Genomic DNA, 25,368 nt, shown 5'->3' with positions numbered 1-25,368 from the left:
ACTTTGCAGCTAGTAAAAAAAAGACCCATTATGGCTAATAAACCACGTATAGCATTGTTTATCGGAATAATATGTATCTCTATATTCCCAGTGATTGTGAAGTTAAACTTGACTCCGAGTCTAGTATCTGCCTTCTACCGTATGGCTATAGCTGCAGTATTCGTAGTGCCTTATGCTATCTTTACGAAACAGATCAAGCTATATGATGCTAAAACAATGATCTTGATCGTGCTATGTGGAATATTCTTCGGATCTGATATCGCTGTATGGAACTATGCGATACAAGGGTCTTCTGCTACACAGGCTACATTACTGACTAACCTCGCTCCTGTATGGGTAGGTATAGGTAGTTATTTATTCTTAAGTACTAAGCCTACGTCTAACTTCTGGATAGGAACAGTATTCGCTATTCTAGGGATGGTGGTTCTTATCGGAGTAGAAGTATTCATGGATTTCTCTTTTGACCTGCCTTTTGCCTTCGGGATATTGTCAGGGATATTGTATGCATGCTATATCTTGATGAGTAAAAAGGTGCTATCTACTGTAGGAGTTATCCCATTTATGACATATAGTTTACTGGTCTCATCTGTGTTCTTAGCGATAGTGAATCTAATAGCAGGTTCGCCTTTTACGGGATGGTCTACAGAGGGATGGGTGACGCTAGTGATACAAGGGATTATCTGTCAATTGTTAGCTTGGTTATTAATCAGCTACTCTACTCAGCATATGCGAGCTACTCGTGTATCGTTAAGCCTTCTTAGTCAGGCACTGCTAGCGGCTATACTAGCTTGGGTGTTCTTAGACGAGCAAATCACTGTACAGATGATGATAGGAGGTGCTATTATCTTACTCGGTATCGGAATTACTTTTATAGAAAAACCATTGTTAGGAAGTAAAAAATAAAAAATAGTCTATATTTAGAACGCTTATTTTTGTATATTTCAACTAGTTAACTATTAAAAAAAACATTATGAAAGTTGATTTATACACTAAAGCTATACTTACAGTAATAGCTGCATGCCTAGTGGTGATAGTATTTAAAGATATTTCTATCATCACTCCTGCACAAGCGAATACTCCTGCTAACTTCACTCCTAGTGCTAATACAAGCTATGGATTAGTGCCTCTAAATGCAGATGGTAGTATGAATGTACGTGTCAATAACTTCGACGAGTACGCAAATGATGTAAATGTCCGTTTTAACGATGAACTAAAAGTGCGTATCACTAATTCTGAAATCAAGACTCAAGTATCAAGTGCATGGAGAGAAACATTCAAAGTAAAAATAGAACAGTAGTACTAAATTCACAGACTGTGTGGTAGACGCAGTGTGTTGCGTATTCTGAATGGATATACGTTTAGCGTGTCACCTTGACGGTAGGAAAGATCTCATACAAGAATTCTTATAGTATGGGATGCTTCCTTCGTCAGTATAACATTGCTTTTTGGAAAAATAATTGACGCCTATCTTAGAACCACACTGAGGCGTTGTTCCAAATAATCTTTATTCCTAAACCTATAAAGATGATAGAGACTACTACTTTCATAAAAGTAGAAACTAAAAAGCCAATCAGCGAGCCTGTAGCGGCTCTTAATGCTCGTCCTTTTTCTTTGCTATTATAGATCAACTCTCCTACTAAAGCTCCGACAAATGGCCCTATAATAAACCCTAATGGAATAGGTGCAAATATCCCGACTACTAGTCCAATATTGGTTCCCCATACGCCGTACTTACTCCCTCCAAATTTCTTAGTTCCTTGTGCTGGAATGATATAATCTAAAATGGAAATCGCTATCATCACCACAAAGCTAACCCACAGAATAGGATGATCCATCTCTACTCCTTTAGTCAAATATAGACATAGAATGCCTACCCAACTCAAAGGTAATCCTGGTAGCGCAGGTAGCACACTTCCGATAAGTCCTCCTGCTAATAATAAGATACTGATTAATAATAGTACATATTCCATCTGTATTTTTTGTATTTTTGAGAATTAAAGATACAATAATCCAAGTTATGAAAAAATTACTCTTTTCAATTTTCTTATCGATAGTATTACTAGGTTGTCAGAATAAAGCGAATTATCAGCTAGACGAAGAGGCTTTATTAAAGGAGGAATTAGAGAAGATAGACTGGAGTAAGGTAGATACTTATCCGTCCGTAGAATCATGTGATTCTCTGACAGATAATCAAGCTAAAAAGGATTGTTTCTTTTCATATGTTACCCAAAATCTACAGTTAAGATTAAATGCGGATACTATTCAAGGTAACTTCGATCAACTGGATACTCTCAAAATACTGGTGACTGTACAAGCGAATTCTAAAATAGACTTTCAGCTATACGAGATTCCTGATAGCCTAAAAGGATTGACTAAAACAATAGATGATATCTTACACAAACAAAGTCAAGATTTCACTACAGTACATCCTGCTCTAAAAAGAGGTGTTCCTGTGAAGAGTCAATTCGTGGTACCTGTTGTCTTGAGTAAGCAGTAATAGTGTACTGTATCTCTACTGTTGTTATTATTTTTTCACTTTAAATGTCAATACAAAGTAACTTCCGATACTGATCGGCAACACAATATTCAGCAACCATATCAAGGTAGCGACTAATGCTACAACCCACTGATTAACATCTAAGGTAGTGAAGATAAACATGGCAATACTCCCTTTAACAGCAAACTCTAAAAACTGAAAGTTAGGCAGAGAAGACGCCATCAGATAAATAGCGGATACTGCACATAAGAGTTCAAAATAAGGTATATCTACACCAAATAGATAATACAAGATCACATACTGATGCGTAAAAGATGCATAGCGAAGTAAGGCTAAGAATAGATTCTTACGGTGCTTCTTCTTTGGTATTTCGTTTAATAAATTGAGAATAGTCTGTATAGAGTAGCCTTTTATAGCGAAGTTTCTGATAGAGAATAACAACGTAAATACAACTGCTATCACAGCGTATACAATGTACAGATACGTATTGGGGATAATCTCATGGAACTGATTCAGAATAGTCAACCCAATCAACCCAAAAACAATAGCGTAGATCACCTGCACCCCGTTACACACCATATTCAAGAATATAACACGAGGGGCATCTTTCTTCTCAAAATAAAGTGCCTTACCAGCGTACTCTCCTATTCCATTTGGGGTAAATATTCCAAGTGTCAAAGCACTCAATACTTGCTTAGCCGCTTGTCCTACTGAGACTGGTTTGATTAACGAAGATAGACTCTGCCACTTCAGAATCTCTACAAAACGGTTAGAGAATGTCAAGAACATCAACGCAGCAATAGCGAGGTAATTCTTAGGATCACTCACCACTTCTCCTAAAATATGGAAGTCTAATGTCTCATCATTTGACAGCTGATTATAGATGTAATAAAAAGCGGCGCTTACTACTAATATTTTAATTAGAAGTACGAGATATTGCTTAATTTTGTCAGATAGTATCTTCATTGCTACAAAGTAAACGATATTTTTAGTGTGATAGTGTATCTAGTGCAAAAAAGTGACTACAGCTCCTATACAAAAGCTATGTTGCTAAGGTTTATAGCAAAACTGAACAGTTTTTTGGAGTAGTGTGGATTTCGTATCATCTTTGTATAGATATTAAAAACAAGAATAGATTGACAGTAGATAGAATCATATTAGGTATAGACCCTGGAACAACGATCATGGGATTCGGCGTAATCAAGGTGGTGAATAAAAAGATGGAATTCCTTCAACTGAATGAATTGCTATTAGCTAAGTATGAGGATAGATATACTCGTCTAAGATTGATATTTGATAGAACTATTGAATTAATTGAAACTTTTCACCCTGATGAGATTGCTATCGAAGCTCCGTTCTTAGGTAAGAACCCTCAATCTATGCTAAAGCTAGGACGTGCTCAAGGGGTAGCAATGGCTGCAGCACTGTCTCGCGATATCCCTGTGACAGAGTATGAACCTAAAAAAATAAAGATGGCAATCACAGGTAGTGGTAATGCAAGTAAAGAACAAGTGGCAAAGATGCTACAACAACTATTACCTGGACTAAAAGAACTACCTAAGAATCTAGATAGTACGGATGGACTAGCAGCGGCTGTCTGTCACTTCTTTAACAGTGGGCGAACATTGGCTACTAAAAGTTATAGTGGCTGGGATGCATTCGTAAAACAAAACCAAGATAGAGTAAAGAAATAATGGCAGGTATCTATATACATATTCCGTTCTGTAAACAAGCGTGTCACTACTGTGACTTTCACTTCTCTACTTCATTAAAGAAGAAAGAGGAAATGCTAGCAGGTCTAAAGCATGAGATGGCACTGCGCCAAAATGAACTAGATGGGGAAATCATTGAGACAATATATTTCGGTGGTGGTACGCCTAGTATCTTGGAGGTAGATGAGATTAATGAGCTAATACAAACAGTCTATAATTTATTTGAGGTTAATGATAATCCTGAAATCACATTAGAAGCGAATCCTGATGATTTAGATAAAGCTACCTTATACAAATTAGCAGAATCTAGAGTGAACCGATTAAGTATCGGTATTCAGTCTTTCTATGAGGATGATCTGAAGATGATGAATAGAGCTCATAACTCTACAGAAGCTATCGAATGTCTAGAGATAGCTACGAGTCTCTTTGACAATATCTCAATAGACCTAATATACGGTATTCCGAATATGAGTAATGAACGATGGCTATCTAATGTACAGCGTATATTAGACCTTGGTATTCCTCATATATCGTGCTATGCGCTAACTGTAGAGGAGCGTACAGCCTTAAATAAGCTAATCAAAAAAGGGGTTATCCCTAGTCCTGAAGAAGAAGTAGCTCATCAACATTTTATGCTGTTAATAGAGACTCTAAAATCGAATGGGTATATCCACTATGAACTGTCTAACTTCGCTAAACCGGGGTATTATTCTAAGAATAACTCAGCGTATTGGTTAGGTAAAAAATACTTGGGTATTGGTCCTTCAGCACATAGCTTTGACGGAGTACACAGAAGTTGGAATATAGCGAATAACAGCCTTTATATCAAAGATATTTCAGAAGATAAACTACCTAGAGAAATAGAAGAGCTCAACCTGACGGATCGATATAATGAGTATATCATGACAGGACTGAGAACGATATGGGGAGTAGATCTGACTCGTGTAGAAAGAGAGTTCGGTAAGACTTATCACGATTATCTAGTCAAACTTAGCACTCCTTTCTTAGAAGAGCAACTCATGCATAAAGAAGGTGATATCCTTACAATCACAAATAAGGGAAAATTCTTAAGTGATGGTATTGCATCTGATTTATTTTATTTAGATTTGAAATAAAACAATGAAAGCAACGATAACCTATTCAGATACAGACTATCAAATCGACTTCTCTAAGCCGATAGATATCTCTATCCCGCTTATCAATACTGACGATAACCCTATCGCATGGTATCTAGATAAGCCTGAGATATCTCCTGTAGTCGTAGAAGACTGGGTAGGAAAAGTAAGTGATGGGAAGTCTTCGACTAACTTTAATAATATTGCCTTCAACCCTCATGGGCATGGGACTCATACAGAATGTCTAGGACATATCACGTATGACTTCTACAATGTCAATGAGAGCTTAAAAGAATATTTCTTCTTTGCTCAACTTGTGACTATCTCTCCAGAAGTACAACAAGATGGAGACTGTGTAATCACATTAGCACAGGTAAAAAAGGTATGGACTGCTAATCATCAAAAAGCGATTATCATACGTACTACGCCTAATGAGCTAAACAAAAAACATAGAAAATACTCTCATACTAATCCTCCTTACTTATGTGCTGAGGCTGCTACCTTCTTAAGAGAACAAGGTATAGATCATCTACTTATAGATCTGCCAAGTGTAGACAGAGAAGAAGATGGCGGGCAACTACTCGCTCATAAGGCGTTCTGGAATGTAACAGATACTCGCCATCTGAACGATGATGCAAGACTAGAAGCTACCATTTCAGAAATGATATATGTGGATGATGAGGTAAAGGATGGGTTCTATTTTCTGAATATACAACTAGCTTCTTTTGTCAATGATGCTAGTCCTAGTAAACCTGTATTATATAAAATCATATAAACTATGGAACTAGATGAATTATACGACTATTGTTCTTCTAGACCTTACGCTACAAGTGGTTTTCCATTTGACGAAAACTTAATGACATTCCAAGTTGGTGGAAAGATATTTGCTATGATTGCCATGCACTTTTGGGAACAGGGTGATCGTAATATTATCCTCAAATGTGAACCTCAACTTGCAACTGAATTAAGGGAGGAATATGAAGATATTACTTATGGATATACCATGAACAAGAAACACTGGAATACGGTATATCTCAGAGGTAGATTTACACCTGATCAAATCAAAGAATGGATAGACCACTCTTATGATTTAGTCTACGATACTCTATCTCGCAAAGAACTTATACAACTCGGTAAAACACCACTATAACTATGGATGTACATATACTCTATGACTACTGCCTAAACAAAAAAGGGACAGTAGAGGACTTCCCTTTTGATGAAGAAACCCTGACATTCAAGGTGGGAGGTAAAATATACTTACTCCTAAACCTAACGAAATGGGAACAAGGGAACTGTTTTATCAATCTGAAGTGTGATCCTGAACGTGCAGAAGAATTACGTGCTGATTATAGTGAAATCACACCTGGGTACCACATGAGCAAAAAACACTGGAACAGTGTACACTTAGGAGGTTCTGTACAGTGGCCTCTATTAAAAGAATTAATAGATCATTCGTATGATTTAGTATTCAACAGCTTAACTAAAAAGGTACGTGAAGAGATTAACCTATAGTATTACTCTTCTACAAACAATAAAATAAATAAAACAATGAAGGTATTTATAGAAACAGATAGACTACTGATTCGTCAATACAAAGAAAGTGATCTAGCTGACTTTATAGCTATGAATCAGAATGATCAAGTAATGGAATTCTTCTTAGACAAGAAAACAGCTGAGGAATCTACACAGGCATATAACAATATGAAGAGTAAAATAGATACTCAAGGATATGCATTCTTCGCTGTAGAGGAAAAGAGCAGTGGAAGCTTTATTGGGTTTGTCGGGTTATTAGATATTACCTTTGATGTGGACTTCGCTCCAGGAGTAGAGATAGGATGGCGTATGCTACCACAGTTCTGGGGTAAAGGTTATGCTACAGAGGCTGCTAAAGCGTGTCTAGCCTTTGGTAAAGAAACTTTAGGGTTAGATAAGATCTATTCATTCACTACGACACAGAATAAGCGTTCGTATAATGTAATGGAGAAAATAGGAATGTCTTATGTAAAGAACTTTAATCACCCATTAGTTCCTAAAGACCATCCTCTAGTAGAGCATGTCTTATATGAGATCAACTTATAGAAATCTCAGCAAGGTAATCTTCTATTAAATGACTCTGTAGTAAGTCCATAAATTCGTATAAAAATAAAGGACTTACTACAGAGATATTATTACACCAATAAAAAATCAATAGGTTTACATTCTTCAGAGATATAGTTCTATACCAACAGATCGTTTACTCTTTATTTTTCTCTAATAACTTATTTAAATCTGCAGGAGTCATAATAAAGTCACTCTGCTTAATAACGAAAGGGATTGTTACTTGAGATTTGACATGCTTTCCTTCTTTTACCTCAGGATTCCAAGTTCCTACACTCATCGCAATCGTCTTCATTCTTTCCTTGACATTGCTATTATCTACACCAAGAACGATGACTTCATTCACCTCTCCTGTATCAGTCAATAACAAACTAAGAACAAACTTAAATTCTGCTCCACTAAATACAATCTTACCACTCTCCTTAAAGAATGCTCTTAAGAAGTCTTCTTTAAAATCGCCTTGATATGTAGCTATTGTATCACGAGGTGATGTAACAACTTCTATTGTCTGCTTATTCTTTGACTTTTTATTCTTTCTCTGGGCCACACTGTACTGAGTCCCTAATACAAACAAGGTAAAAACAAACACTAGTCTTAAGATTCTATGTATCATTCTGTTTTCTTTTTTAGCAAGTTCAAGATAAACAAAAAAAGAGAGCGATATGCCCTCTTCTATGATTTCGTTATACTTCTAATATGGATACATTATTGGTAAATGTAAAGTTCATCTTACTACGTATCGGTTTACCATCATACATAGCTGGGAACCACTTAGTCATCTTTCCTACTATATTCATAAACTCCTCTGACACCCCCTGCTGATGTCTATCATTATCAACTCCTTTAACTTGAGGACTAGTCATTGTTCCGTCTTTCTCAATAGTCACCGTAATTGTATATTTCAGTCTATCCCCAACAAAATTAGCTTCTCCACTAGGGCCTCTTTTCTTATTATACTCTTTCCAAAAAGCGTCTATACCACCTGGATAAGTAGCCATCTGATATAAACTATCCTCTTTCTTTGCATAATATACTGGCTTACTATTACCAGATTTAACATCCGATAAATTAATATAAAAAGGTACTGAATATCGTGATGCTATTGCTGTTTTACCCTCCGTAGCAGGCTTCCACTTCTTTAGAGACTTCACTGTACGGACAACCTCCTCTGATATAGATGAGTCTGTAATACCCGGCACAGTAATATTATCTACCTGTCCTGACTCCGTTACTGTAAAATTAATAGTAAAACTAAGCTCTGTCTCTTCTGTCTCTATTTCTTGATTATTCTTGTAAAAGGTTTTTACGAAATCATTCATAAAGTGACCTGGATACTTAGCGTGCTTTTTATCTGTCAGAACAGATACTTCATTCGATAGGTTATTTGCTACCACTTTATGCATCCCTCCTCCAAACCAAAATAAGGTAGTAGATACAAATATTAGTATTACTTTAGTTGTCGTTGTATTGAACATTATAATGTGCTTTTTATTAACAGCTAACTAAGATATCTCTTATAACTATAACAAAAAAGCCCCTACATCACATTGACACTAAATTTCATTAACATCTGCTAATAATATAATTGGTAACGTATACTGTGAAGTAATCTTCTCTCCTTTATAAGAAGCTGGAATCCACATATCTGCTGTTATCGTATAAATAATCTCTTTTAGCCTATCGTTCTCTTCTGATGTAAAGTTACTGCGCAACACACTGACACCATTAATAGAGCCGTCTTTCTCAATAGTTAATTCAAAAACAAGGCTAATATTATTACTCACCTTCTTATCAGGAAATGCTTGATAGAAGTGCTTAGAAAAGTTTATAGATAATTGCTCAGCACTCACACGAGAAGAAGCAGGTTTAAACTGCTTATTATGCGTAAATTCAACAGTATCTGTATTGGACCTAGCACATATCAAAGCAGACTTAGGAGTATGCTCATGGATAACTACTCTATCTTGTGCAAACGAGTCCATAACTAAGGTAACGATAAAAATAGTGAAGAGGTACTTAAAATAATTAGTTCTCATTTTTTGTTTTAAAAATACAAATTATTCAAGTGCTAGTATAAAAAAACCTGTCTTTTAACGACAGGTTGGATATAAATTTATTCTAATTACGAAGAAATTACAAAAGGTAATACCTCCTTATTCAGATCATATTCATCTTCTAATAACTCTTTCAGTTTATCACTCTGAAGCATCTGTATAAAAAGAGCACCCTGAGCACGAAGCAATCTTTCTTCTTTATCAATACCAAGGTTTAACTTATAAATACCCCTTATTGAATCTATAAAGTAATTATACACATCATACTGTTCATTTCTAAGATTCTTCATAATGGCATTGAAAGCAAAAGCTTCTACAAAGGGCATACGTATAGCTTCAGTATTTTTAATACTATTTAGCCCTACACACACCCTCGCCGTGTACTCTCCCTTTGGGGTAATATTCTCTATACTAAAGAACTTAACTGCAACATTAAGTACTTCATCCATAGAGATCGTATCTTTTTTACTATTCTTTTTAATTACTTGAGCGTTATACTTCTTTACTAACGGACTAAAAATAGTATCCGACACCATCATAGATAGAACGCTATCTTGTGACAAAGTAATCTCTTTATTCGAAGCAAATGTATTCTTCTCTAAAGGCTCTGAAAAATTCACTACAAGGTAGTTCCAAAACAAACGATGCTTATTAATATACTCTGCTCCCTTCACAGTAGAGTCTACTTCTTTTATAGTTTTATGAAGACGTATCTCGCCTGACGAAAGCTCAACTTTCTCAAGTGCAAGAAAGTTACTGTAATCCTCTAATATCTCTTGTCCCATACTTGTTAGTACACCTCCTAATAAAGTCACTACGCAAGTAACATATAGCTTAAATGATAATAATACTGTTGTTATTGGTCTCATGGTGTTGCTCTTTTAAAAGTTATTGGTAAAGTAAACACTGTGCTTACTACTTCTCCATTCTTCTGTGCAGGAAGCCATTTTGGCATCGTCCTTAAGGTCTTTACGATCTCTTCTCCTACTCCTAGCGGATCTCTTAAAACCACTATATTCTCTAATGTCCCATCCATTTCTACTGTAAACTGTATTACTACTTTAGCTTCACTCTCTTCTGAATAGGGATATGGATCTGTAAAATTTAGAAGAAAGTCATTAATAAACTTATTCATTCCTCCTGGATATTGAGCTCTCGTATCTGTCGCTTGGAACGGTCTACTACTTGTATCTGACGTCACTTTCTGATTAGTTGACTTGGCTTGAATAGCAAGTGTACCCACTAGTAAAAAAAGAATACAAGACAAACTGATCCCTACTCTATTTCTCCATGGACTATTGTTTTTTGTAATCATAATGAATCGCTTCTTTGTCAAGTTAAAGTTGAAAGAGCTCGTTACTTGTAACTCATGCTGTTTATAAGTCTGAGCTAATAATAACTGTAAATATGCTCCTGCTTCCTCTTGTGAAGAAACGCTCGAGTCATCTGCTAAAAACTCATGGTTTAACGCTATACAAGTCTTATAATAATAGAATATTGGGTGAAACCAAAAGAGCACTTTTAGTATCTCTATCAAGATAATATCTAAGCTATGTCTCTGCTGTACGTGTACTATCTCATGTTGCAATATTTTATTGTCTTCTGACACTTCTTCTGTAATAGGAAAGTAAACAGTATTCCTAAACGAGAAGGCATTTGTGATTTGACTAGATAAAACTATCGCTACATCATTGAACTCTATACTAGTTCCTTCTTGTTTTAACCTTCTAATTTTGATAGTTTCGACAACTAACTTAGATAGTGAGAATACTATACCTATCAGATATAACACCCCTATTCCATAAGACCAATCTATAGTAGAACTAACCATCACCTCCTGTTTAGGAGTTTCCATAATGACGTCGTTTAACTCTTCTAAAGTTTGATTCCATGATACCATCTCCACATCTGTAGAAACAGTAATAAACGGTAAGAAAAGTCCTATAAGCAATGTCCCTAGTAGGTAATATCTCTTAAAGTGATGTGCTTTACTATTCTCTAGTACAAGCTTATATATCACTATTGAAGCAATGAGAATGAGTGTGATTTTGGATAGGTATAATAACATAGTTATTTCGTTTTTAACTGTTCATCTACTATTTTTTTTAATTCTTCTAATTCATGTTTACTCATCTTACTTTTTCTAGTAAAAAAAGAAGCAAAACGCAAAGCAGAGTTATCAAAGAAGTTCTCTACCATGACGTTAAGATGTTTTTCAAAGTAATCGTCCTTCGCTATTAAAGGGTAGTACTCTCTAGAGTTACCATAAAGTTTATAATCAATAAACCCTTTGTCAACTAATCTTTTTAATAACGTTGCCACTGTTGTTTGAGCAGGTTTAGGCTCTGGATATTTTTCCATAATATCCTTTGTAAATGCCTTCTCCATATCCCAAATATATTCCATTAGTTGTTCTTCTGTTTGTGGTAGTTTTATCATTCTCGTACAGTTGTAATATGTTCTAATATTCCTTTTTTATAATGCTTTACTTGTATTAATCTCCCCCTTATATCATAGATAAACCAAGATCCTGTATAGTAATAATGTAAACCTTTATTAGTTTTGACCAATACCGTTTTACCGATTGCTTCTACCTTATGATTAGGGTGATAAAAAGTAGTGTGAGCTATAGAATCTCGTATCACTTCTTTTTTATACAGCTTTCCATCTCGCTTATACCTCCATGTCCCTTTCTGAAAACCCTCATTGTCGTATTTCCCACGTTGTACCTCCTGCTTTCCCTCGACTGTACTTTTAAACACCCAACGTCCTACCTTCTCTCCTTCTACTTTCTGATTAATCTTACAAGAACTGAAAGATACAATTATTACAAGACTAAAAATGAATACACTATACTTCATAACACTGGTATTTGTAGATGTTGTTCTACAAATATAGAACACTTCCTTAGAAAAACAAATATTCACATCATTATTTTAAAAATAAGTACATAAAAGATCTATTTCTTATTAGTGTTTATTTCTAAACTAATGATCGTTTTCATTTGATTTGCTAGGGGATTGCTTGAGGGTTTCTTGCACCTTTCTTCGACAAAAGTACCTTCTGGGCAAGAAAACCCCTAGGAATCTCCTAGGAATCTCCAAGAAAGTGCAAGCTGAGCGTACATATCTATTAAATAGATGCTGATGGTATCACGCTAAAAGAACACGATTAAGTTCTAATACATAAAGTCTTTTTAATTGAACTAGAGGTATAAATAAAAAATGAACCATCATAAGATGGTTCATTTCATTATATATCAACATTTTTTAAAAAAAAGAATATCCCAAAATAAATGACATATTACCATAAGATGAATCCCAGTATGAATAATCTTTCAATACATCTCTTTTTGTACTAATTCTATACTCTACAATAAATCGATCATACTTATAACCAATACCGAATACTGCATTATTAGCAGATTTAACATCCAGACTTTTATATGCTTCTGTGTTAGCCTTACTAAACTTAATATTTGTACTAGAAGCAAAATTAAACTGATAAGAAGCATTAATAAATATTCTTGACTTATCATTAATAAAGAAATAATATCTCACTCCAAAAGGTAGTTCAAAAGAATTATAATTCATTTTAATCTCTACTTCACCCTTTTCCTTAAAATTCACATTCTTAAAGGTAGGTTCTACTATTAAGCTCCATTTTTTATTATTAAATGGAAGCGTATACTCTAATTCTACACCAACTCCAAAACCAACTTTACTTCCTAAATTATGACTTTCATTACTAACACTATTATCAAAATCAAAAGTAGAAATAGATACCTGTGGACGCAGACTTAAATGAAGATTATTGCCGTCTTTCTTCTTCTCAAACAATTGTCTTTCATCTCCTTCACAATTATTATATTCCTGAAAGTACTTCGTTAATGGTTTAATTTTATACTCTAAATATTTAATTCTCTTCTTTAAGTCAGTATTACAACTAACGTCCATCCATAACTGACGTTTATAACTATCATTAGTAGCAATATTTCCATTTTCTTTACTCACCTTACTATTTTCCTTAATATACTTCTTATATACTAATGGAATAATCTCTTTATCCTCTTTTTGATAAAAGAATTTACTCTGATTATTATAGTATGTATACAATTTTGCCTTACCATCTACTAATAATTTTAAGAAGACCATTTCTTCCTTGTAGATTGGTAAAGAATCACTAGTCATATTTTGAAGTTTATCACTTGAAATATCAACGTTAACTTTATGTCTTTCATATTTACTCTTATTGAGAATAGAGAACTCTTTAGCATCCGCTAAAAGAATGTTCTCACTTCTAGCATTCTCATCTGCTTTATATAGAAAACTAGTAGGATTATTCATCCAATCAATATTTTTGATCAATCCCTCTACCCGATTACCATTATTATCAACATAATAACCTGGCTCAAAATTAATCTGAGCAAACCCTACTAAAGAAGTAGCTAAAAACAGAAAAACAAATAGTTTACGCATAATTCACACACTTAATAGATTGTTAAACAAATCTAAAAGTAATCAAAATAAAATAATTACTTATTAACATTTTCAAACAAAAACACAAACTTATTTATATTGTCAAATAATAACAGTAGTAATTTCCATAAGATTAGTAAGTTTACTCATTGTTTCTATTCATAAATTAAAAAAGTCGAGAGGATATCATATTAACTATAAGTGTAATCAAACAAAAGTATATCTTTAAGACTTACTAAACACTTACAAATTATGATTAGAAATATTACTTTTTTCACTTATTTATTAGTTGCAATAAGCATAAGTAGTTGCTCCTCAGACAATACAACTGAAAACAACAAAACAATCACTGTATTAGAATCTTACAAAAAAATTACAACAGAAAACAACAATATTTTAATCTCCGAAATAACTTTTGAATACAATAAAAATGGTAATGTAATAAAACATTATACTGTAGATTATTTTAAGAAGAAAGGATATGAAAAGTTATTCTATCTAAATAAGTCAGAAACAAACTATACTTATAATACCTCTAACAAGCTTCTTCATTTAATAGAAAAAGATTCATTAGGAAAAATCAAAGAAGATGATGCTTTAGTATACAATGACAAAGGAATCTTAACTAAAGTACTTTCGAATAAGTATAGCAACTCTAACTATGAATACAAAACGAACAGTAATAATCAAATTTACTATGTATATCCTATAGCTTCAGAAAATAAAAGTAATATAGAATACTTATATGATACAAAAGGCAATGTAACCAGTGTCAAATTAGAGGGTTCTACTCTACCAAGAGAAGAATTTACATATGATGAAGCATATAATCCCTTTAAGGATATGCCTTTAAACTTATCAGTATTAGAATATCGTACTGCATTTTCTCCTATTAGATATAACTATACCCCTTCTAACAATATAAAGACATATAAAGGTGTTTTCTATCCCATAGAGACCAAGGAATATCAATATAATAAAGATAATTATCCAACATATACTAAGAAAATAAATCACAATGAATATATAACTGAAGAGTTTTTTAACTATAAAGCACTTACAGTAGAAAAATAATATGAAATAAAAGAGTTTAAATTTTCTAATGCCAATCATTTATAAACATAATAAAACGATAGATAAATATCATTAAATGCTACCTCATTACTATATAGAACAACTAAATAAAATATTAGGAAACTGTATATCTACTAGTATCTCAGATATACAGTGGGGTATAGAGAAAAATGATTATAACGCTTGTACTTTTACTCTAAATGATAAGAAATTTATATATAGAGAAGCTAAAGTAACACCTAAAAAGGTAGGTTATTTCGTAGCCATTTGGCAACGTGATTATGAAGGGAAGACTATTCCTTATCATATTAAAGATGATTTTGACTATTTTATTATATCTACTCAACAAGGGTACTTTCTATACCCCAAAGAAGAATTAGCTAAACTTAATATCATCTCTACCGAACAAAAAGAAGGCAAAAGAGGAATGCGTGTCTATCCTAATCTAGAGGCTGAAATGAATAAGCAAGCTTTAAAGACTTATCAATCTCACTTGCCTTTTTGGAATAATTTTTAAAGATTCTATAATAAAATACCATTAACAGAATAAATACTTTCCATTAAGCTTTTTTTATATATTTGTAATCAGACTGGTTATCACTGTGATATGAAAAAGGGAATTAGGTGAAAATCCTAAACAGACCCGCTGCTGTAAGCTCATAAATAATAACGAATCTAGTTATCCACTGTCGCATAGATGGGAAGGATATTCGTTATGAGTAAGTCAGAATACCTGCCATTCTAAAATAAGTTTTGATGTTTTCGGGGGATGAAACATAAGGCGTTCTATGATATAGTCATTGGCAACAATGATTTTGACGCATTTATATCTACTCCAAATGTCAAAATCAACTAGCCAAAAACTAATATGACAAAAACAAAATTACTAGTACTAACCACTGTGTTATGTATGGCGAATACTGCTATATATGCGCAGACACCTAAAGACAGTATCACTGCTCTAAATGAGATCGTGATACAAAAAGAAGTCTTTCGAGATCTTATACCTGTACAGACACTAGACGGAGCTAAACTTCAACGCCTTAATAGTTATAGCGTAGCTGATGCTCTACGATACTTCGCAGGAGTGAAGATCAAAGATTATGGTGGTATGGGAGGGCTAAAGACTGTAGACGTTCGTAATATGGGTACTCATCACGTAGGAGTATTTTATAACGGGGTACAAGTAGGCAATGCGCAGAATGGAATCGTAGACTTAGGGTATCCACCCGACCAAGCCCATATTTCATAAGCTAACGTAAGGTAGTAAGTTTGCTTGAAATAATAAAGAGATGAGCAAACAAGAAATAATGTACTCTCATGTAGAGGATTGGAAAACAAGTGGATTAACGCAATCAAGATACTGTGAAAGTGTCGGAATTAAATTAGCAACCTTTAGTTATTGGGTGGTTAAGTATAAGGCAAAGTCAGAGTCAACGCAATTAGACAATAATTTTATAACTGTAACAAAAGGTCAAGTCATCAATACTCAGGAATATGAGATAGTATATCCCAATGGTGTAAAGTTACGTCTACAAACGGATAATCTTAGTGAACTATATTCATTAGTAAACTTAGTGTAATGTTTAGTTTGAGTAGTTCTAATCAATTTCATTTGTATAGACAAGCTTGTGATATGCGCAAGAGTTTTGATAGCCTTTGTGGACTTGTCCAGAATGAACTTAATCAAGTAGCTCATAGTGGAAGTGTCTATATATTTATCAATAGACGCTGTAATCAAATGAAGCTCTTGCATTGGGAAGCAGGAGGCTTTGTACTATACCACAAGCGCTTAGAACAAGGAACTTTTGCTTTTCCCACGCATAGTAAAGCTCAAATAAGTTGGACTGATTTAGTACTGATGATAGAGGGAATCCAGGTTATCAAAAGTAACCAAAAAAGGCGTTTTTTATTGAAGTAAAACAGGTTAAAACCTTGTATATTCTGGGCTTTTGACGTATTTTTACTTCATGGAAATAGACTTAGAAAACTTATCGAAAGAACAACTTTTGGCGCTTATAAAAAAGCAGTCTAAGACTATTTCCAAACAAGACAAAATAAATACTAAGTTAGAGCAAAAGACATCTAAGTTAGAGCAAAAGACATCTCAGCTAGAACAAGAAAAGCAAGAACTCCAACGCTTAGTAGATCTTTTACGACGCATGCAATTTGGACAAAAACGCGAGCGTTTCGAAGACCCTAATCAAACACAGTTACCTTTAGAGGTTCAGCAAGCAGTCCTGGAAGAACAAGAAGAAGTAATCAAACAAGAGATCACTTATTCTCGTCAGAAGAAAAAACATCCAGGAAGAGCTAAACTACCCGATCATTTACCTGTAGAAGAAATAGAAATCTACCCAGAGGGAGATTTATCTGATAAGATTTGCATTGGTAAAGAAACTACAGATGTCTTAGATTATGTTCCAGGTTACTTTAAAATAAAACGTTACATCCGATATAAATACGCCACGAAAGACAAAGACAATACGCAAATCAGTATTGCACTGCTTCCAGAGCGAATTATAGATAAAGGAATACCTTCTGAAGGATTATTATCTACAATACTTGTTGACAAATACGTAGATCACCTTCCGCTATATAGACAGAAGCAACGCTTTTCAAGAGAAAATATCGATATAGCTTCTTCTACTATAGATGGCTGGGCAGCTCAATGTATAGATGCTTTAAAACCACTATATGAAAAGCTTCTGCTGGACATCAAAAATGAAGGATATCTTCAAGTTGATGAAACCACCATCAAAGTCTTAGATGAGAAAAAGAAAGATAAATCTCATCTTGGGTATTATTGGGTGTATCACGCACCTATATCCAAACTCGTAATGTTCAATTACAGTCCCACACGTAGTGGTAGCGCTGCACTACCTGTATTAGAAAACTTCAAAGGATATCTGCAAACCGATGGTTATAGCGGATACAAAGCCTATGGAGCTAAGTCTGGTGTAGTTCATCTGGGCTGTTGGGCACACGCTCGTCGTGAGTTTGAAAGAGCTCTTGACAATGATAAGACAAAAGCACAGCATGTACTTGTAGAAATACAAAAACTATATGCTGTAGAAAGAAAAGCAAAAGAACAAAACTTAACCCCAGAGCAAATTAAAGAACTTCGATTAGAACAAAGCTTACCAATCATCAATGAACTGGGTAAATATATGTTTGTTCAAATGAAACTCGTACTTCCTAAAAGTCAAATAGGTAAAGCTTTTGCTTACTCACAAACTAGATGGGATAATCTTAGTGCGTACTTATATGATGGAAACTTACAGATAGACAATAATCTCATTGAAAATGTAATTAGACCAGTAGCTATTGGACGTAAAAACTATCTCTTTGCAGGATCACACGATGCAGCTCAAAGGGCGGCTATGGCGTATACGTTTTTTGCTAACTGCAAAAAGCACGATATTAATCCATACCAATGGCTTAAATATGTTCTAGAAAATATTCAATCTATCAACCACAAGAACATTACAGATTTATATCCTCATAACTATAAAACATTAAACTCAAACGTTGTAGAAGAATAATTATATCTCACAAGATGTACTTGCTCGGGTGCATACGACTTAGGTAAGTTCTCTTTAGATAATATTGAGACTGTAACACTATATAATGGTCAGCGCAGTGCCATCTTCCAATCTGCTAAAGAGTTTGCGTCTGCTTCTACTGTATATCTACAAACTAAAAAACCTGTCTTCCAAAAAGGAAAGGACATAAATATATCAGCTAAATACAAGGCTGGTTCTATCCAATTAGTCAACCCTTCTGTACGCACAGATATCAAAGTAAACAACAATATTAGCACCTCTATCAGTGCTGAATACATCTATTCTAATGGTGATTATAAATTCAGACAAAAACGCCATAATATAGATGGTTCTGTAGCTTATGATACTATTGGTCATAGGCAGAATAGTGATATAGAGGCGTATCGAATAGAGAATACATGGTTTGGAAAAACAGATAAAGATACTTGGCAAGCTAATTTATATTACTATCAATCAGATAGAGGACTACCTGGTGCTGTTATTAAGAAAAGTGATGTTACTCTTGAAACAGAGAATATCAATGAACGTCAACAAGACAAAAACTTCATGGCACAAGGAGAATGGACTAGATTTGTTTCAGACAGATATCAATTCCAACTCAAAGGAAAATATGCTTATGATGAAATGCATTACTTATCGCGTAAGACGGTAGGCTTCGAAGGAGAAGAGGTAACTTATAATCCACAGTTTGACAATACTTATTTTCAACAAGAATATTATCTATCTGCAGCACACCTGTACAAGCTTACTGATATATGGGATGTGTCTTTATCTACAGATTTACAATACAATAAGTTAAACGCAACACGTAAGGGTCAAGGAACTCCGTTCTCTTATCCAGAACGCTATACATTCTTGACTTCACTTGCTACTTCTGTAAATCTAGGTAAAGTAAAGGCTCAGGCTAATATACTAGGAACATTTACAAAAGAGAAAGTACGTTATAACTTTGAGGCACCTGATCGTCAGTTTTGGGCACCTTCTGTGTTCCTAAGCTATAAACCATGGGACAATGAGAATTTAGTCATTCATTCATTCTATAAGTATATTTATAGACTACCTACATTTAATGACCTTTATTATACCCAATTAGGTACAGCTAACTTAAAGCCTGAAGCATCTAGACAGGTTAACTTAGGTTTTACTTATAACAAACAGTTTCAACAGTCTCTTTTTGAAGAAGTACATCTGTCTGTTGAATCTTATTATGCTAATATTACAGATAAGATTATCGCTACTCCTACTTCTAGTATGATGAGATGGATGATGACTAATCTAGGTAAAGTAGAGAACTACGGAATAGAAACTAACTTAGGTACTACCCTAAAAATCATGGAGGACTTAAAGTTAGGAGTAAATCTAACTTATGAATATACGGTTGCCAAAGACAAAAGCAAGACACTATATGGGACGCCTTCTTATTACGGAGATCAGATACCTTATGCTCCTTGGCATTCAGGGTCATCTATTGTTAGTCTAGATTATAAAGATTGGGGGCTTAACTATAGCTTTATTTATGTAGGAGAACGCTATAATGGAAACAAAAACAATATCAAGCGAAATGAAATACAGCCTTGGTATACGCATGATATCTCCTTACTTAAAAGCTTTAAATGGCGACAATACCACTTTAAAGCAAGCATAGAGGCAAACAATATTGCTAATCAATATTATGAAGTTGTGAGTAACTTCCCAATGCCTGGACGTAACTTCCGTTTCACTTTAAGTTTTGACCTATGAAATTAAATAAAATAATATTCCTTGCTTTAGCATTACTAACATTAGTAAGTTGTCGCAAAGATGAGATGATATTCTTATCCGATAGTTCACAAGTATCTATTCCTGTTTCCACTAATAAATTCAGTGGTTTTTACCTGCTTAATGAAGGTAATATGGGAATGAACAGAGCGTCTATAGACTTATTTGAATATCACAACGGAACGTATACTAGAGATATCTTCTCAGAAAGAAATCCAAACATTACTAAAGAACTAGGTGATGTAGGTAATGATATCAAGATATATGGTACTAAAGCTTATGCTACTATTAACGTATCAAACTTCATAGAAGTATTTGATGTAGAAACAGGCAAACATATTAAGCAAATACATGTACCTAACTGTCGTTATTTAGCTTTTAAAGATGGTAAGGCGTACGTTAGCTCTTATGCAGGAAAAGTAGAGATTAATCCAAATGCAGAACGTGGTTTTGTAGCGGAGATAGATACCTTATCCTTAGAAGTAACTAGACGAGTAACGGTAGGTTATCAACCTGAAGAAATGGTCATTAAAGGAAATAAACTATATGTGGCTAACTCTGGAGGATACCGTGTTCCTAATTATGATACTACAGTATCAGTGATAGACATTCCTTCATTTACAGAAACCAAAAAGATAGATGTAGCCATCAACTTACATCGTATGCAAATTGATAAAGCTGGGGATATCTATGTTTCTTCGAGAGGAGACTATTATAATGTAGAACCTAACTTATATGTAATAGACTCTAACTCTGACCAAGTGAAGCAGAAGCTTGACATACCTGTATCTAATATGACTATGGATGATGACAAGCTATACTACTACGCTACTTCTTATAAACATAACACAGGAGGTAATAATGTGTCTTATGGTATCCTTAATACATTGACAAAAAAAGTTATTACTGATAACATCATCACCGATGGCACAGAAAAACAAATACAGATACCTTATGGAATAGCAGTCAATCCTGAAACTAAAGAAATCTTCATGACGGACGCACAAGACTATATAGGAACAGGTTTTGTCTACTGTTTCTCCCCTGAAGGAAAACTTAAATGGAAGACAACAGGAGGTAATATACCTGCTCATATAGCATTCATTAAAAAATAAACCAATAACTTAATATGAAAACAAAAAGATTAAAACTAAGCCTAATAGCTACTCTATGCTTATCAGCTATTACTTTTTATAGCTGTTCTAGTGATGATTCATCTCCTGGTACTCCGCCAATTGATCCAGTAGTTCCAACTGGTAATGTCTTAAAACTTGACTCTATATATCAAGTAGACCGAAGTAAATTAGTACTAATAAAACCAGAATTAAAACAGTTTACTAACCCTTCTATTTCTTGGAAAGTAATAAAGCTTAATGATATTAGTAAAGACTCTATAATTAGTGACCAACAACAGTTAGACTTTGTAACTCTAAATACAGGAAACTATACTATTGAAATAGAAGCTAAAGATCCTAAATTAAAAATCAATCAACAATTTAATATTATTGTTAACAAAGAAAGTGTAGAATACAAAAAGCATATTACGAAAGTATTTGACTTCATGCCTTCTTATGGCCAATTCACTAATAAACTACCTGTTTATAACGTTGGAGACACAAAGGAAACAATGATTAAGAAGGCTCAAGACGCAATAGCTAAAGATAAAGCTGGAATGATTTCTCTTGGTGGCTTTGGAGGTTATGTAGTATTTGGATTTGACCACACAATTGTTAATGTTCCAGGAAAGAGAGACTTTAGAGTACTAGGAAATGCTTTTTGGGCTAGTGGCAACCCTAATCCAGAAGCTCCTGGTCGTGGAGGAAGTTGTGAACCTGGAATCATTATGGTAGCGTATGACAAAAATCAAAATGGTATACCTGATGAGGATGAATGGTATGAAATAGCTGGTAGCGAATATCATAAAAAAGAGACTATAAAGAATTACGAAATTACATATTACAAACCCGACCCAAATAAAGAACCTGTAAAAGATCCTAGTATCAATTGGGCTACTGATTTAGAATATATAAAATGGGAAGACAACCAAGGTAATAAAGGATGGAAACCTAAGAACACTTTCCACCAACAAAGCTATTTTCCAGAATGGCATACAGGGGACAAGATTACCTTTAAAGGAACTAAGTTAGCCAATAATGCTAAAGATGAAAGCGGACAAGGTTCATATTGGGTATTATATTCATATCCTTGGGGATATGCAGACAACGCACCTAATAATGATGACGAATCAGCCATTGATATCAATTGGGCTGTAGATAAAGATGGTAATAAAGTTAATCTACCAGGTATTGATTTTGTTAAAGTATATACAGGTATCAATCAAGAGTCAGGTTGGCTAGGAGAAGTATCTACAGAAGTAGCTGGTGCTATAGACTTACATGTTGAAGGAACCTCTATTAATACTAGAAAATAATTAATTTCGAACAATACTAACATATATAATGAAAACATACTTTACTAAGTTAAGTTCGATACTATTTTTAGGACTAACTTTACTAACAGCTTCTATATTTACGAGCTGTTCTAATGATGACAATGTCCCTTATGTAATACCTACATTCAGTGGAACAGTTGAATCTGTAACTTTCGATGAAGTCACCATAGATCCTCAACTGAACATTGCTAATGCTGTCTACAGATGGAAAGACAATACTTCAGGAACTATTCTATCTAATGAACAAGTATTAAAGTACACATACAATACTCCTGGAACTAGAAACCTAATTTTAATAGTAGAGCAAGGAAACTCTCATAGTTATTATACTTATAAAGTTGATGTAGCTAAAAGCTATAATTATAACTACATTACATTAGACCTTTCTACTTTCAATCTAGCTAATGGCCTGAATAAACAAGGAGGTCAAATATGGGGTAAGACTTATACTGATAAAGTACTATTACAACATCAGATATTCACCTTCTCTCACACGTCAGAATATCCAAATACTTGGGATGGTTTTACAGTATCTAATGTAAAAGACAATAAAAATTATAACCAAGAAGGATCTGCAGGTTTCATAGAGAACCAATGGGGCTCTATGGCTAAAGGAGGTACACAAGGCGAAGGCACACCTTTTATAATAGGGTATTGGGGATACTATATGAAAGATTGGCAAGCAACACAAGGAGTATTTAATGAAAAGCAATACTCTAATTGGATTAAGATAGGAGAAGCTAAAGACAGTTACAAAGCTGTTAATGTAGATATCTCTAACCATCCATGGCCATATTATGGAAACTTAACAGGAGATTCTTTTGCTAGAAAATTTGTCAAAGGAGACTACTTTAAGCTAATGATTTATGGAGTTGATAAAGACAATAAGATCAACCAAAAACCTGTTACACATTACTTAGCAGATTACAGAGGTGATGAATTAATCATGTCTAAAGATTGGCATAAAATAGACCTATCATCACTTGGTGAAGTAAGTTATTTAGTATTCCAGATGGAGACTACAGATGCAGGAGACTTTGGGCCAAATACATCTGTTTACTTCTGTATGGACAACTTAACAGTTGATAAAATAGATAAATAATTAACTAAAGAACAACTACTAGAATAGTTCTTTAAATCTTTAAATAAAAAACTATGAAAAAACATTTCTTAAGGCTAAGCACCTCTTTAATATTAGGGCTTACACTTCTTACTGCTACTACATTTACTAGTTGCTCTAGTGATGATAATAGCATACCATTAAGAGAAAGAGAATCATTAAATCTTTCTTCAGTTCCTTTAACGCTAGATACAAAAGATGGCAAAATATGGAGAGAAACATTTGAAAACACACCTCTAGTTGTTTCTCCTTATACATTCAGTCATAAAGTAAATGATTTTAGTGGTGTTAAATATTGGAATGGTTTTACTGTATCCAACAGTACAGATAAAGAGGATCATAATGACAACTTTCCTACTTACATGTATGGTACAATGGCTGATAACACTACACCATTCTTAGTTGCTAACACTTCAGGAGTTCCATCAGACCTAAAGAAAGGGGATATTATAGATACTGATAAAGCATTAACAGTAGTTACTCTTAAAGAGAGCTACTCTGCAGAATCAATAGAATTAGCATTAAGCCCATACACATATCACTCAACGCAAAGAGGAGATGCTTTTGCAAAGAAGTTTGTAAAAGGAGATTTCTTTAAAGTACTTGTTTATGGACTAGATAGTAATAAAGCTATTGCTACAGAACCAATAGAACACTTCCTGATTGATTATAGAAAAGAAGTTGACAAAGTAAATATGGACTGGCAAAAAGTAAATTTAGAAAAACTAACTAATATAAAATACCTGGTGTTTTATATAGATTCATCTGATAAAGGAGAATGGGGAGTTAATACACCTGCATACTTTACAGCTAAAAATCTTACAGTTTATAAAACCAATTAAACATTATTAAAAGGACTATGTACAATAGTCCTTTTTTTATACCTTGTTCTATCCTTTAGATTAACACACCTAATAATGAACATCCAGATAATACAGTCACTAACTATAACTACAGATATAGAACAATTACTTACAGAATACAATAGAGCTATACAAGCAGATTTAAGGCCATTAGACAACTCCATCAGCATAAGTGCTAACTCAAGTACAGATAACGTCTCTAATGAAGCGCTACTATATATAGCTAAAGTGAATGGTACACTAGCAGGCTGTATCGCCATGCACAGACTTACTGATACGACTTGTGAGATTACTAATTTATGTATACGTCCACAGCATCAAGGGCTTGGTCTAGGAAATAAACTATGCCAGCACATCATACAACATATAGAATCATTAAACTACAAGAGAATTTATATAACTACCACTAAAGCACAACAAGGCCAGAACGCTATCTATAGAGAATACGGTTTTACTAAGTGTACACCTTATGTAACAGTGCCACATCCTAACGCCATCTATATGGATTATATATTTGTCAAAGATGATTATATCCAGAATAACCTTTTAAAGGCAGCCTTAAGAATGGATCAACGTTAA

The 25,368-nt window shown here is 34.0% G+C and carries 31 protein-coding genes, 1 pseudogene and 1 riboswitch; of the genes and pseudogenes, 21 read left to right on the top strand and 11 right to left on the bottom strand.

Translation table 11 applies throughout. From position 1 onward, the window contains the following. The first annotated feature begins 30 nt into the window (after positions 1–30). Together E0Z07_RS06860 and E0Z07_RS06855 are read left to right on the top strand one after the other, a co-directional pair. Positions 31–903, top strand: coding sequence for a DMT family transporter (locus tag E0Z07_RS06860; protein ID WP_006257564.1), 873 nt, complete (start codon positions 31–33; stop codon positions 901–903). Between the two features lie 67 nt (positions 904–970). Then, the gene (locus E0Z07_RS06855; protein WP_006262672.1) at positions 971–1,297 is read left to right on the top strand and encodes a hypothetical protein; all 327 of its coding nucleotides are present in this window, start codon (positions 971–973) and stop codon (positions 1,295–1,297) included. A 172-nt stretch (positions 1,298–1,469) separates the two neighbouring features. Here E0Z07_RS06855 and E0Z07_RS06850 read toward each other — a convergent pair whose 3' ends face one another. Continuing rightward, positions 1,470–1,970: a DUF456 domain-containing protein gene (locus E0Z07_RS06850; RefSeq protein ID WP_006257566.1), complete on the bottom strand. Its 501-nt coding sequence runs from the start codon at positions 1,968–1,970 to the stop codon at positions 1,470–1,472. A 47-nt stretch (positions 1,971–2,017) separates the two neighbouring features. Between E0Z07_RS06850 and E0Z07_RS06845 the strand changes: the two genes are divergently transcribed. After that, positions 2,018–2,497: a hypothetical protein gene (locus tag E0Z07_RS06845; RefSeq protein ID WP_006257567.1), complete on the top strand. Its 480-nt coding sequence runs from the start codon at positions 2,018–2,020 to the stop codon at positions 2,495–2,497. Between the two features lie 27 nt (positions 2,498–2,524). On the opposite strand, the gene E0Z07_RS06840 is transcribed toward E0Z07_RS06845, so the two are convergent. Next, entirely contained in the window at positions 2,525–3,463 is a 939-nt protein-coding gene (locus E0Z07_RS06840; RefSeq protein ID WP_131540505.1) for a lysylphosphatidylglycerol synthase domain-containing protein, read from the bottom strand. A 170-nt stretch (positions 3,464–3,633) separates the two neighbouring features. Between E0Z07_RS06840 and ruvC the strand changes: the two genes are divergently transcribed. The 6 genes from ruvC to E0Z07_RS06810 are packed head-to-tail and all read left to right on the top strand — an operon-like array spanning position 3,634 to position 7,406. Beyond that, positions 3,634–4,191 (top strand): crossover junction endodeoxyribonuclease RuvC, encoded by a 558-nt coding sequence (ruvC, locus tag E0Z07_RS06835; protein ID WP_006260508.1) that lies wholly within the window; start codon positions 3,634–3,636, stop codon positions 4,189–4,191. Then, positions 4,191–5,324, top strand: a complete 1,134-nt coding sequence (gene hemW / locus E0Z07_RS06830; protein ID WP_131540504.1) for a radical SAM family heme chaperone HemW — start codon at positions 4,191–4,193, stop codon at positions 5,322–5,324. Before ruvC ends, hemW begins: the two co-directional genes overlap by 1 nt. A 4-nt stretch (positions 5,325–5,328) precedes the next feature. Next, on the top strand, positions 5,329–6,099 hold the full coding sequence (locus tag E0Z07_RS06825) for a cyclase family protein (protein WP_071307157.1): 771 nt from the start codon (positions 5,329–5,331) through the stop codon (positions 6,097–6,099). A 3-nt stretch (positions 6,100–6,102) separates the two neighbouring features. Next, on the top strand, positions 6,103–6,474 hold the full coding sequence (locus E0Z07_RS06820) for an MmcQ/YjbR family DNA-binding protein (RefSeq protein ID WP_006266206.1): 372 nt from the start codon (positions 6,103–6,105) through the stop codon (positions 6,472–6,474). A 2-nt stretch (positions 6,475–6,476) separates the two neighbouring features. After that, positions 6,477–6,839 (top strand): MmcQ/YjbR family DNA-binding protein, encoded by a 363-nt coding sequence (locus tag E0Z07_RS06815; protein ID WP_006266205.1) that lies wholly within the window; start codon positions 6,477–6,479, stop codon positions 6,837–6,839. Between the two features lie 36 nt (positions 6,840–6,875). Continuing rightward, the gene (locus E0Z07_RS06810) at positions 6,876–7,406 is read left to right on the top strand and encodes a GNAT family N-acetyltransferase (protein ID WP_006266204.1); all 531 of its coding nucleotides are present in this window, start codon (positions 6,876–6,878) and stop codon (positions 7,404–7,406) included. A 154-nt stretch (positions 7,407–7,560) separates the two neighbouring features. Here E0Z07_RS06810 and E0Z07_RS06805 read toward each other — a convergent pair whose 3' ends face one another. The 8 genes from E0Z07_RS06805 to E0Z07_RS06770 all read right to left on the bottom strand — a co-directional run bounded on the left by E0Z07_RS06805 (position 7,561) and on the right by E0Z07_RS06770 (position 13,956). Further along, a complete protein-coding gene (locus tag E0Z07_RS06805; protein ID WP_131540503.1) occupies positions 7,561–8,037 on the bottom strand; it encodes a hypothetical protein in 477 nt (158 codons plus the stop codon). Between the two features lie 70 nt (positions 8,038–8,107). Further along, positions 8,108–8,899 carry an energy transducer TonB gene (locus tag E0Z07_RS06800; RefSeq protein ID WP_131540502.1) on the bottom strand — a complete coding sequence of 264 codons (792 nt, stop codon included), beginning with the start codon at positions 8,897–8,899 and terminating at the stop codon, positions 8,108–8,110. Positions 8,900–8,977: 78 nt separating this feature from the next. Further along, positions 8,978–9,460: a hypothetical protein gene (locus E0Z07_RS06795; protein ID WP_016650072.1), complete on the bottom strand. Its 483-nt coding sequence runs from the start codon at positions 9,458–9,460 to the stop codon at positions 8,978–8,980. An 86-nt stretch (positions 9,461–9,546) separates the two neighbouring features. Then, on the bottom strand, positions 9,547–10,347 hold the full coding sequence (locus tag E0Z07_RS06790) for a hypothetical protein (RefSeq protein WP_131540501.1): 801 nt from the start codon (positions 10,345–10,347) through the stop codon (positions 9,547–9,549). Next, positions 10,344–11,546: a M56 family metallopeptidase gene (locus E0Z07_RS06785; RefSeq protein WP_006257579.1), complete on the bottom strand. Its 1,203-nt coding sequence runs from the start codon at positions 11,544–11,546 to the stop codon at positions 10,344–10,346. The genes E0Z07_RS06790 and E0Z07_RS06785 overlap by 4 nt, the downstream gene beginning before the upstream one ends. A gap of 2 nt (positions 11,547–11,548) precedes the next feature. Continuing rightward, a complete protein-coding gene (locus E0Z07_RS06780; protein ID WP_006257580.1) occupies positions 11,549–11,917 on the bottom strand; it encodes a BlaI/MecI/CopY family transcriptional regulator in 369 nt (122 codons plus the stop codon). Continuing rightward, a complete protein-coding gene (locus E0Z07_RS06775; protein ID WP_036496581.1) occupies positions 11,914–12,339 on the bottom strand; it encodes a hypothetical protein in 426 nt (141 codons plus the stop codon). The genes E0Z07_RS06780 and E0Z07_RS06775 overlap by 4 nt, the downstream gene beginning before the upstream one ends. A gap of 408 nt (positions 12,340–12,747) precedes the next feature. After that, positions 12,748–13,956: an outer membrane beta-barrel protein gene (locus tag E0Z07_RS06770; protein ID WP_006257582.1), complete on the bottom strand. Its 1,209-nt coding sequence runs from the start codon at positions 13,954–13,956 to the stop codon at positions 12,748–12,750. A gap of 252 nt (positions 13,957–14,208) precedes the next feature. Between E0Z07_RS06770 and E0Z07_RS06765 the strand changes: the two genes are divergently transcribed. The 6 genes and pseudogenes from E0Z07_RS06765 to tnpC all read left to right on the top strand — a co-directional run bounded on the left by E0Z07_RS06765 (position 14,209) and on the right by tnpC (position 18,575). Continuing rightward, entirely contained in the window at positions 14,209–15,030 is an 822-nt protein-coding gene (locus E0Z07_RS06765) for a hypothetical protein (RefSeq protein ID WP_006257583.1), read from the top strand. Between the two features lie 76 nt (positions 15,031–15,106). Continuing rightward, positions 15,107–15,547 carry a MepB family protein gene (locus E0Z07_RS06760; protein WP_006257584.1) on the top strand — a complete coding sequence of 147 codons (441 nt, stop codon included), beginning with the start codon at positions 15,107–15,109 and terminating at the stop codon, positions 15,545–15,547. Between the two features lie 57 nt (positions 15,548–15,604). Beyond that, positions 15,605–15,785: riboswitch (cobalamin riboswitch) on the top strand. A gap of 113 nt (positions 15,786–15,898) precedes the next feature. Further along, positions 15,899–16,252, top strand: a pseudogene (locus E0Z07_RS06755) (TonB-dependent receptor); the annotation flags it as partial. Between the two features lie 70 nt (positions 16,253–16,322). Next, positions 16,323–16,613 (top strand): IS66 family insertion sequence element accessory protein TnpA, encoded by a 291-nt coding sequence (gene tnpA / locus E0Z07_RS06750; RefSeq protein WP_058699130.1) that lies wholly within the window; start codon positions 16,323–16,325, stop codon positions 16,611–16,613. After that, positions 16,613–16,951: an IS66 family insertion sequence element accessory protein TnpB gene (gene tnpB, locus E0Z07_RS06745; protein ID WP_081048718.1), complete on the top strand. Its 339-nt coding sequence runs from the start codon at positions 16,613–16,615 to the stop codon at positions 16,949–16,951. The genes tnpA and tnpB overlap by 1 nt, the downstream gene beginning before the upstream one ends. 49 nt (positions 16,952–17,000) lie before the next feature. Next, entirely contained in the window at positions 17,001–18,575 is a 1,575-nt protein-coding gene (gene tnpC / locus E0Z07_RS06740) for an IS66 family transposase (protein ID WP_131540327.1), read from the top strand. Positions 18,576–18,664: 89 nt separating this feature from the next. On the opposite strand, the gene E0Z07_RS18215 is transcribed toward tnpC, so the two are convergent. Continuing rightward, positions 18,665–18,874, bottom strand: coding sequence for a hypothetical protein (locus tag E0Z07_RS18215; RefSeq protein WP_233446017.1), 210 nt, complete (start codon positions 18,872–18,874; stop codon positions 18,665–18,667). A gap of 268 nt (positions 18,875–19,142) precedes the next feature. Here E0Z07_RS18215 and E0Z07_RS06735 point away from each other — a divergent pair, with 268 nt between their 5' ends. From E0Z07_RS06735 to E0Z07_RS06710, 6 genes are all read left to right on the top strand, one after another. Continuing rightward, complete coding sequence (locus tag E0Z07_RS06735) at positions 19,143–20,336, top strand: outer membrane beta-barrel protein (RefSeq protein ID WP_347278371.1); 1,194 nt, start codon at positions 19,143–19,145, stop codon at positions 20,334–20,336. Continuing rightward, on the top strand, positions 20,333–21,469 hold the full coding sequence (locus E0Z07_RS06730) for a YncE family protein (protein WP_006257586.1): 1,137 nt from the start codon (positions 20,333–20,335) through the stop codon (positions 21,467–21,469). Before E0Z07_RS06735 ends, E0Z07_RS06730 begins: the two co-directional genes overlap by 4 nt. A gap of 14 nt (positions 21,470–21,483) precedes the next feature. Then, positions 21,484–22,785 carry a hypothetical protein gene (locus tag E0Z07_RS06725; RefSeq protein ID WP_006257587.1) on the top strand — a complete coding sequence of 434 codons (1,302 nt, stop codon included), beginning with the start codon at positions 21,484–21,486 and terminating at the stop codon, positions 22,783–22,785. Between the two features lie 28 nt (positions 22,786–22,813). Beyond that, positions 22,814–23,908 carry a DUF4465 domain-containing protein gene (locus E0Z07_RS06720; protein WP_131540500.1) on the top strand — a complete coding sequence of 365 codons (1,095 nt, stop codon included), beginning with the start codon at positions 22,814–22,816 and terminating at the stop codon, positions 23,906–23,908. A gap of 53 nt (positions 23,909–23,961) precedes the next feature. Further along, positions 23,962–24,768, top strand: coding sequence for a DUF4465 domain-containing protein (locus tag E0Z07_RS06715; RefSeq protein ID WP_131540499.1), 807 nt, complete (start codon positions 23,962–23,964; stop codon positions 24,766–24,768). Between the two features lie 75 nt (positions 24,769–24,843). Further along, on the top strand, positions 24,844–25,368 hold the full coding sequence (locus tag E0Z07_RS06710; protein ID WP_225581909.1) for a GNAT family N-acetyltransferase: 525 nt from the start codon (positions 24,844–24,846) through the stop codon (positions 25,366–25,368).

The sequence above is a fragment of the Myroides odoratimimus genome (assembly GCF_004337635.1).
In the GTDB taxonomy this organism is placed as follows: Bacteria; Bacteroidota; Bacteroidia; order Flavobacteriales; family Flavobacteriaceae; genus Flavobacterium; species Flavobacterium odoratimimum.
Note: the sequence above shows the minus strand (reverse complement) of the source record. Positions and strands in the feature narration are given on the sequence as shown.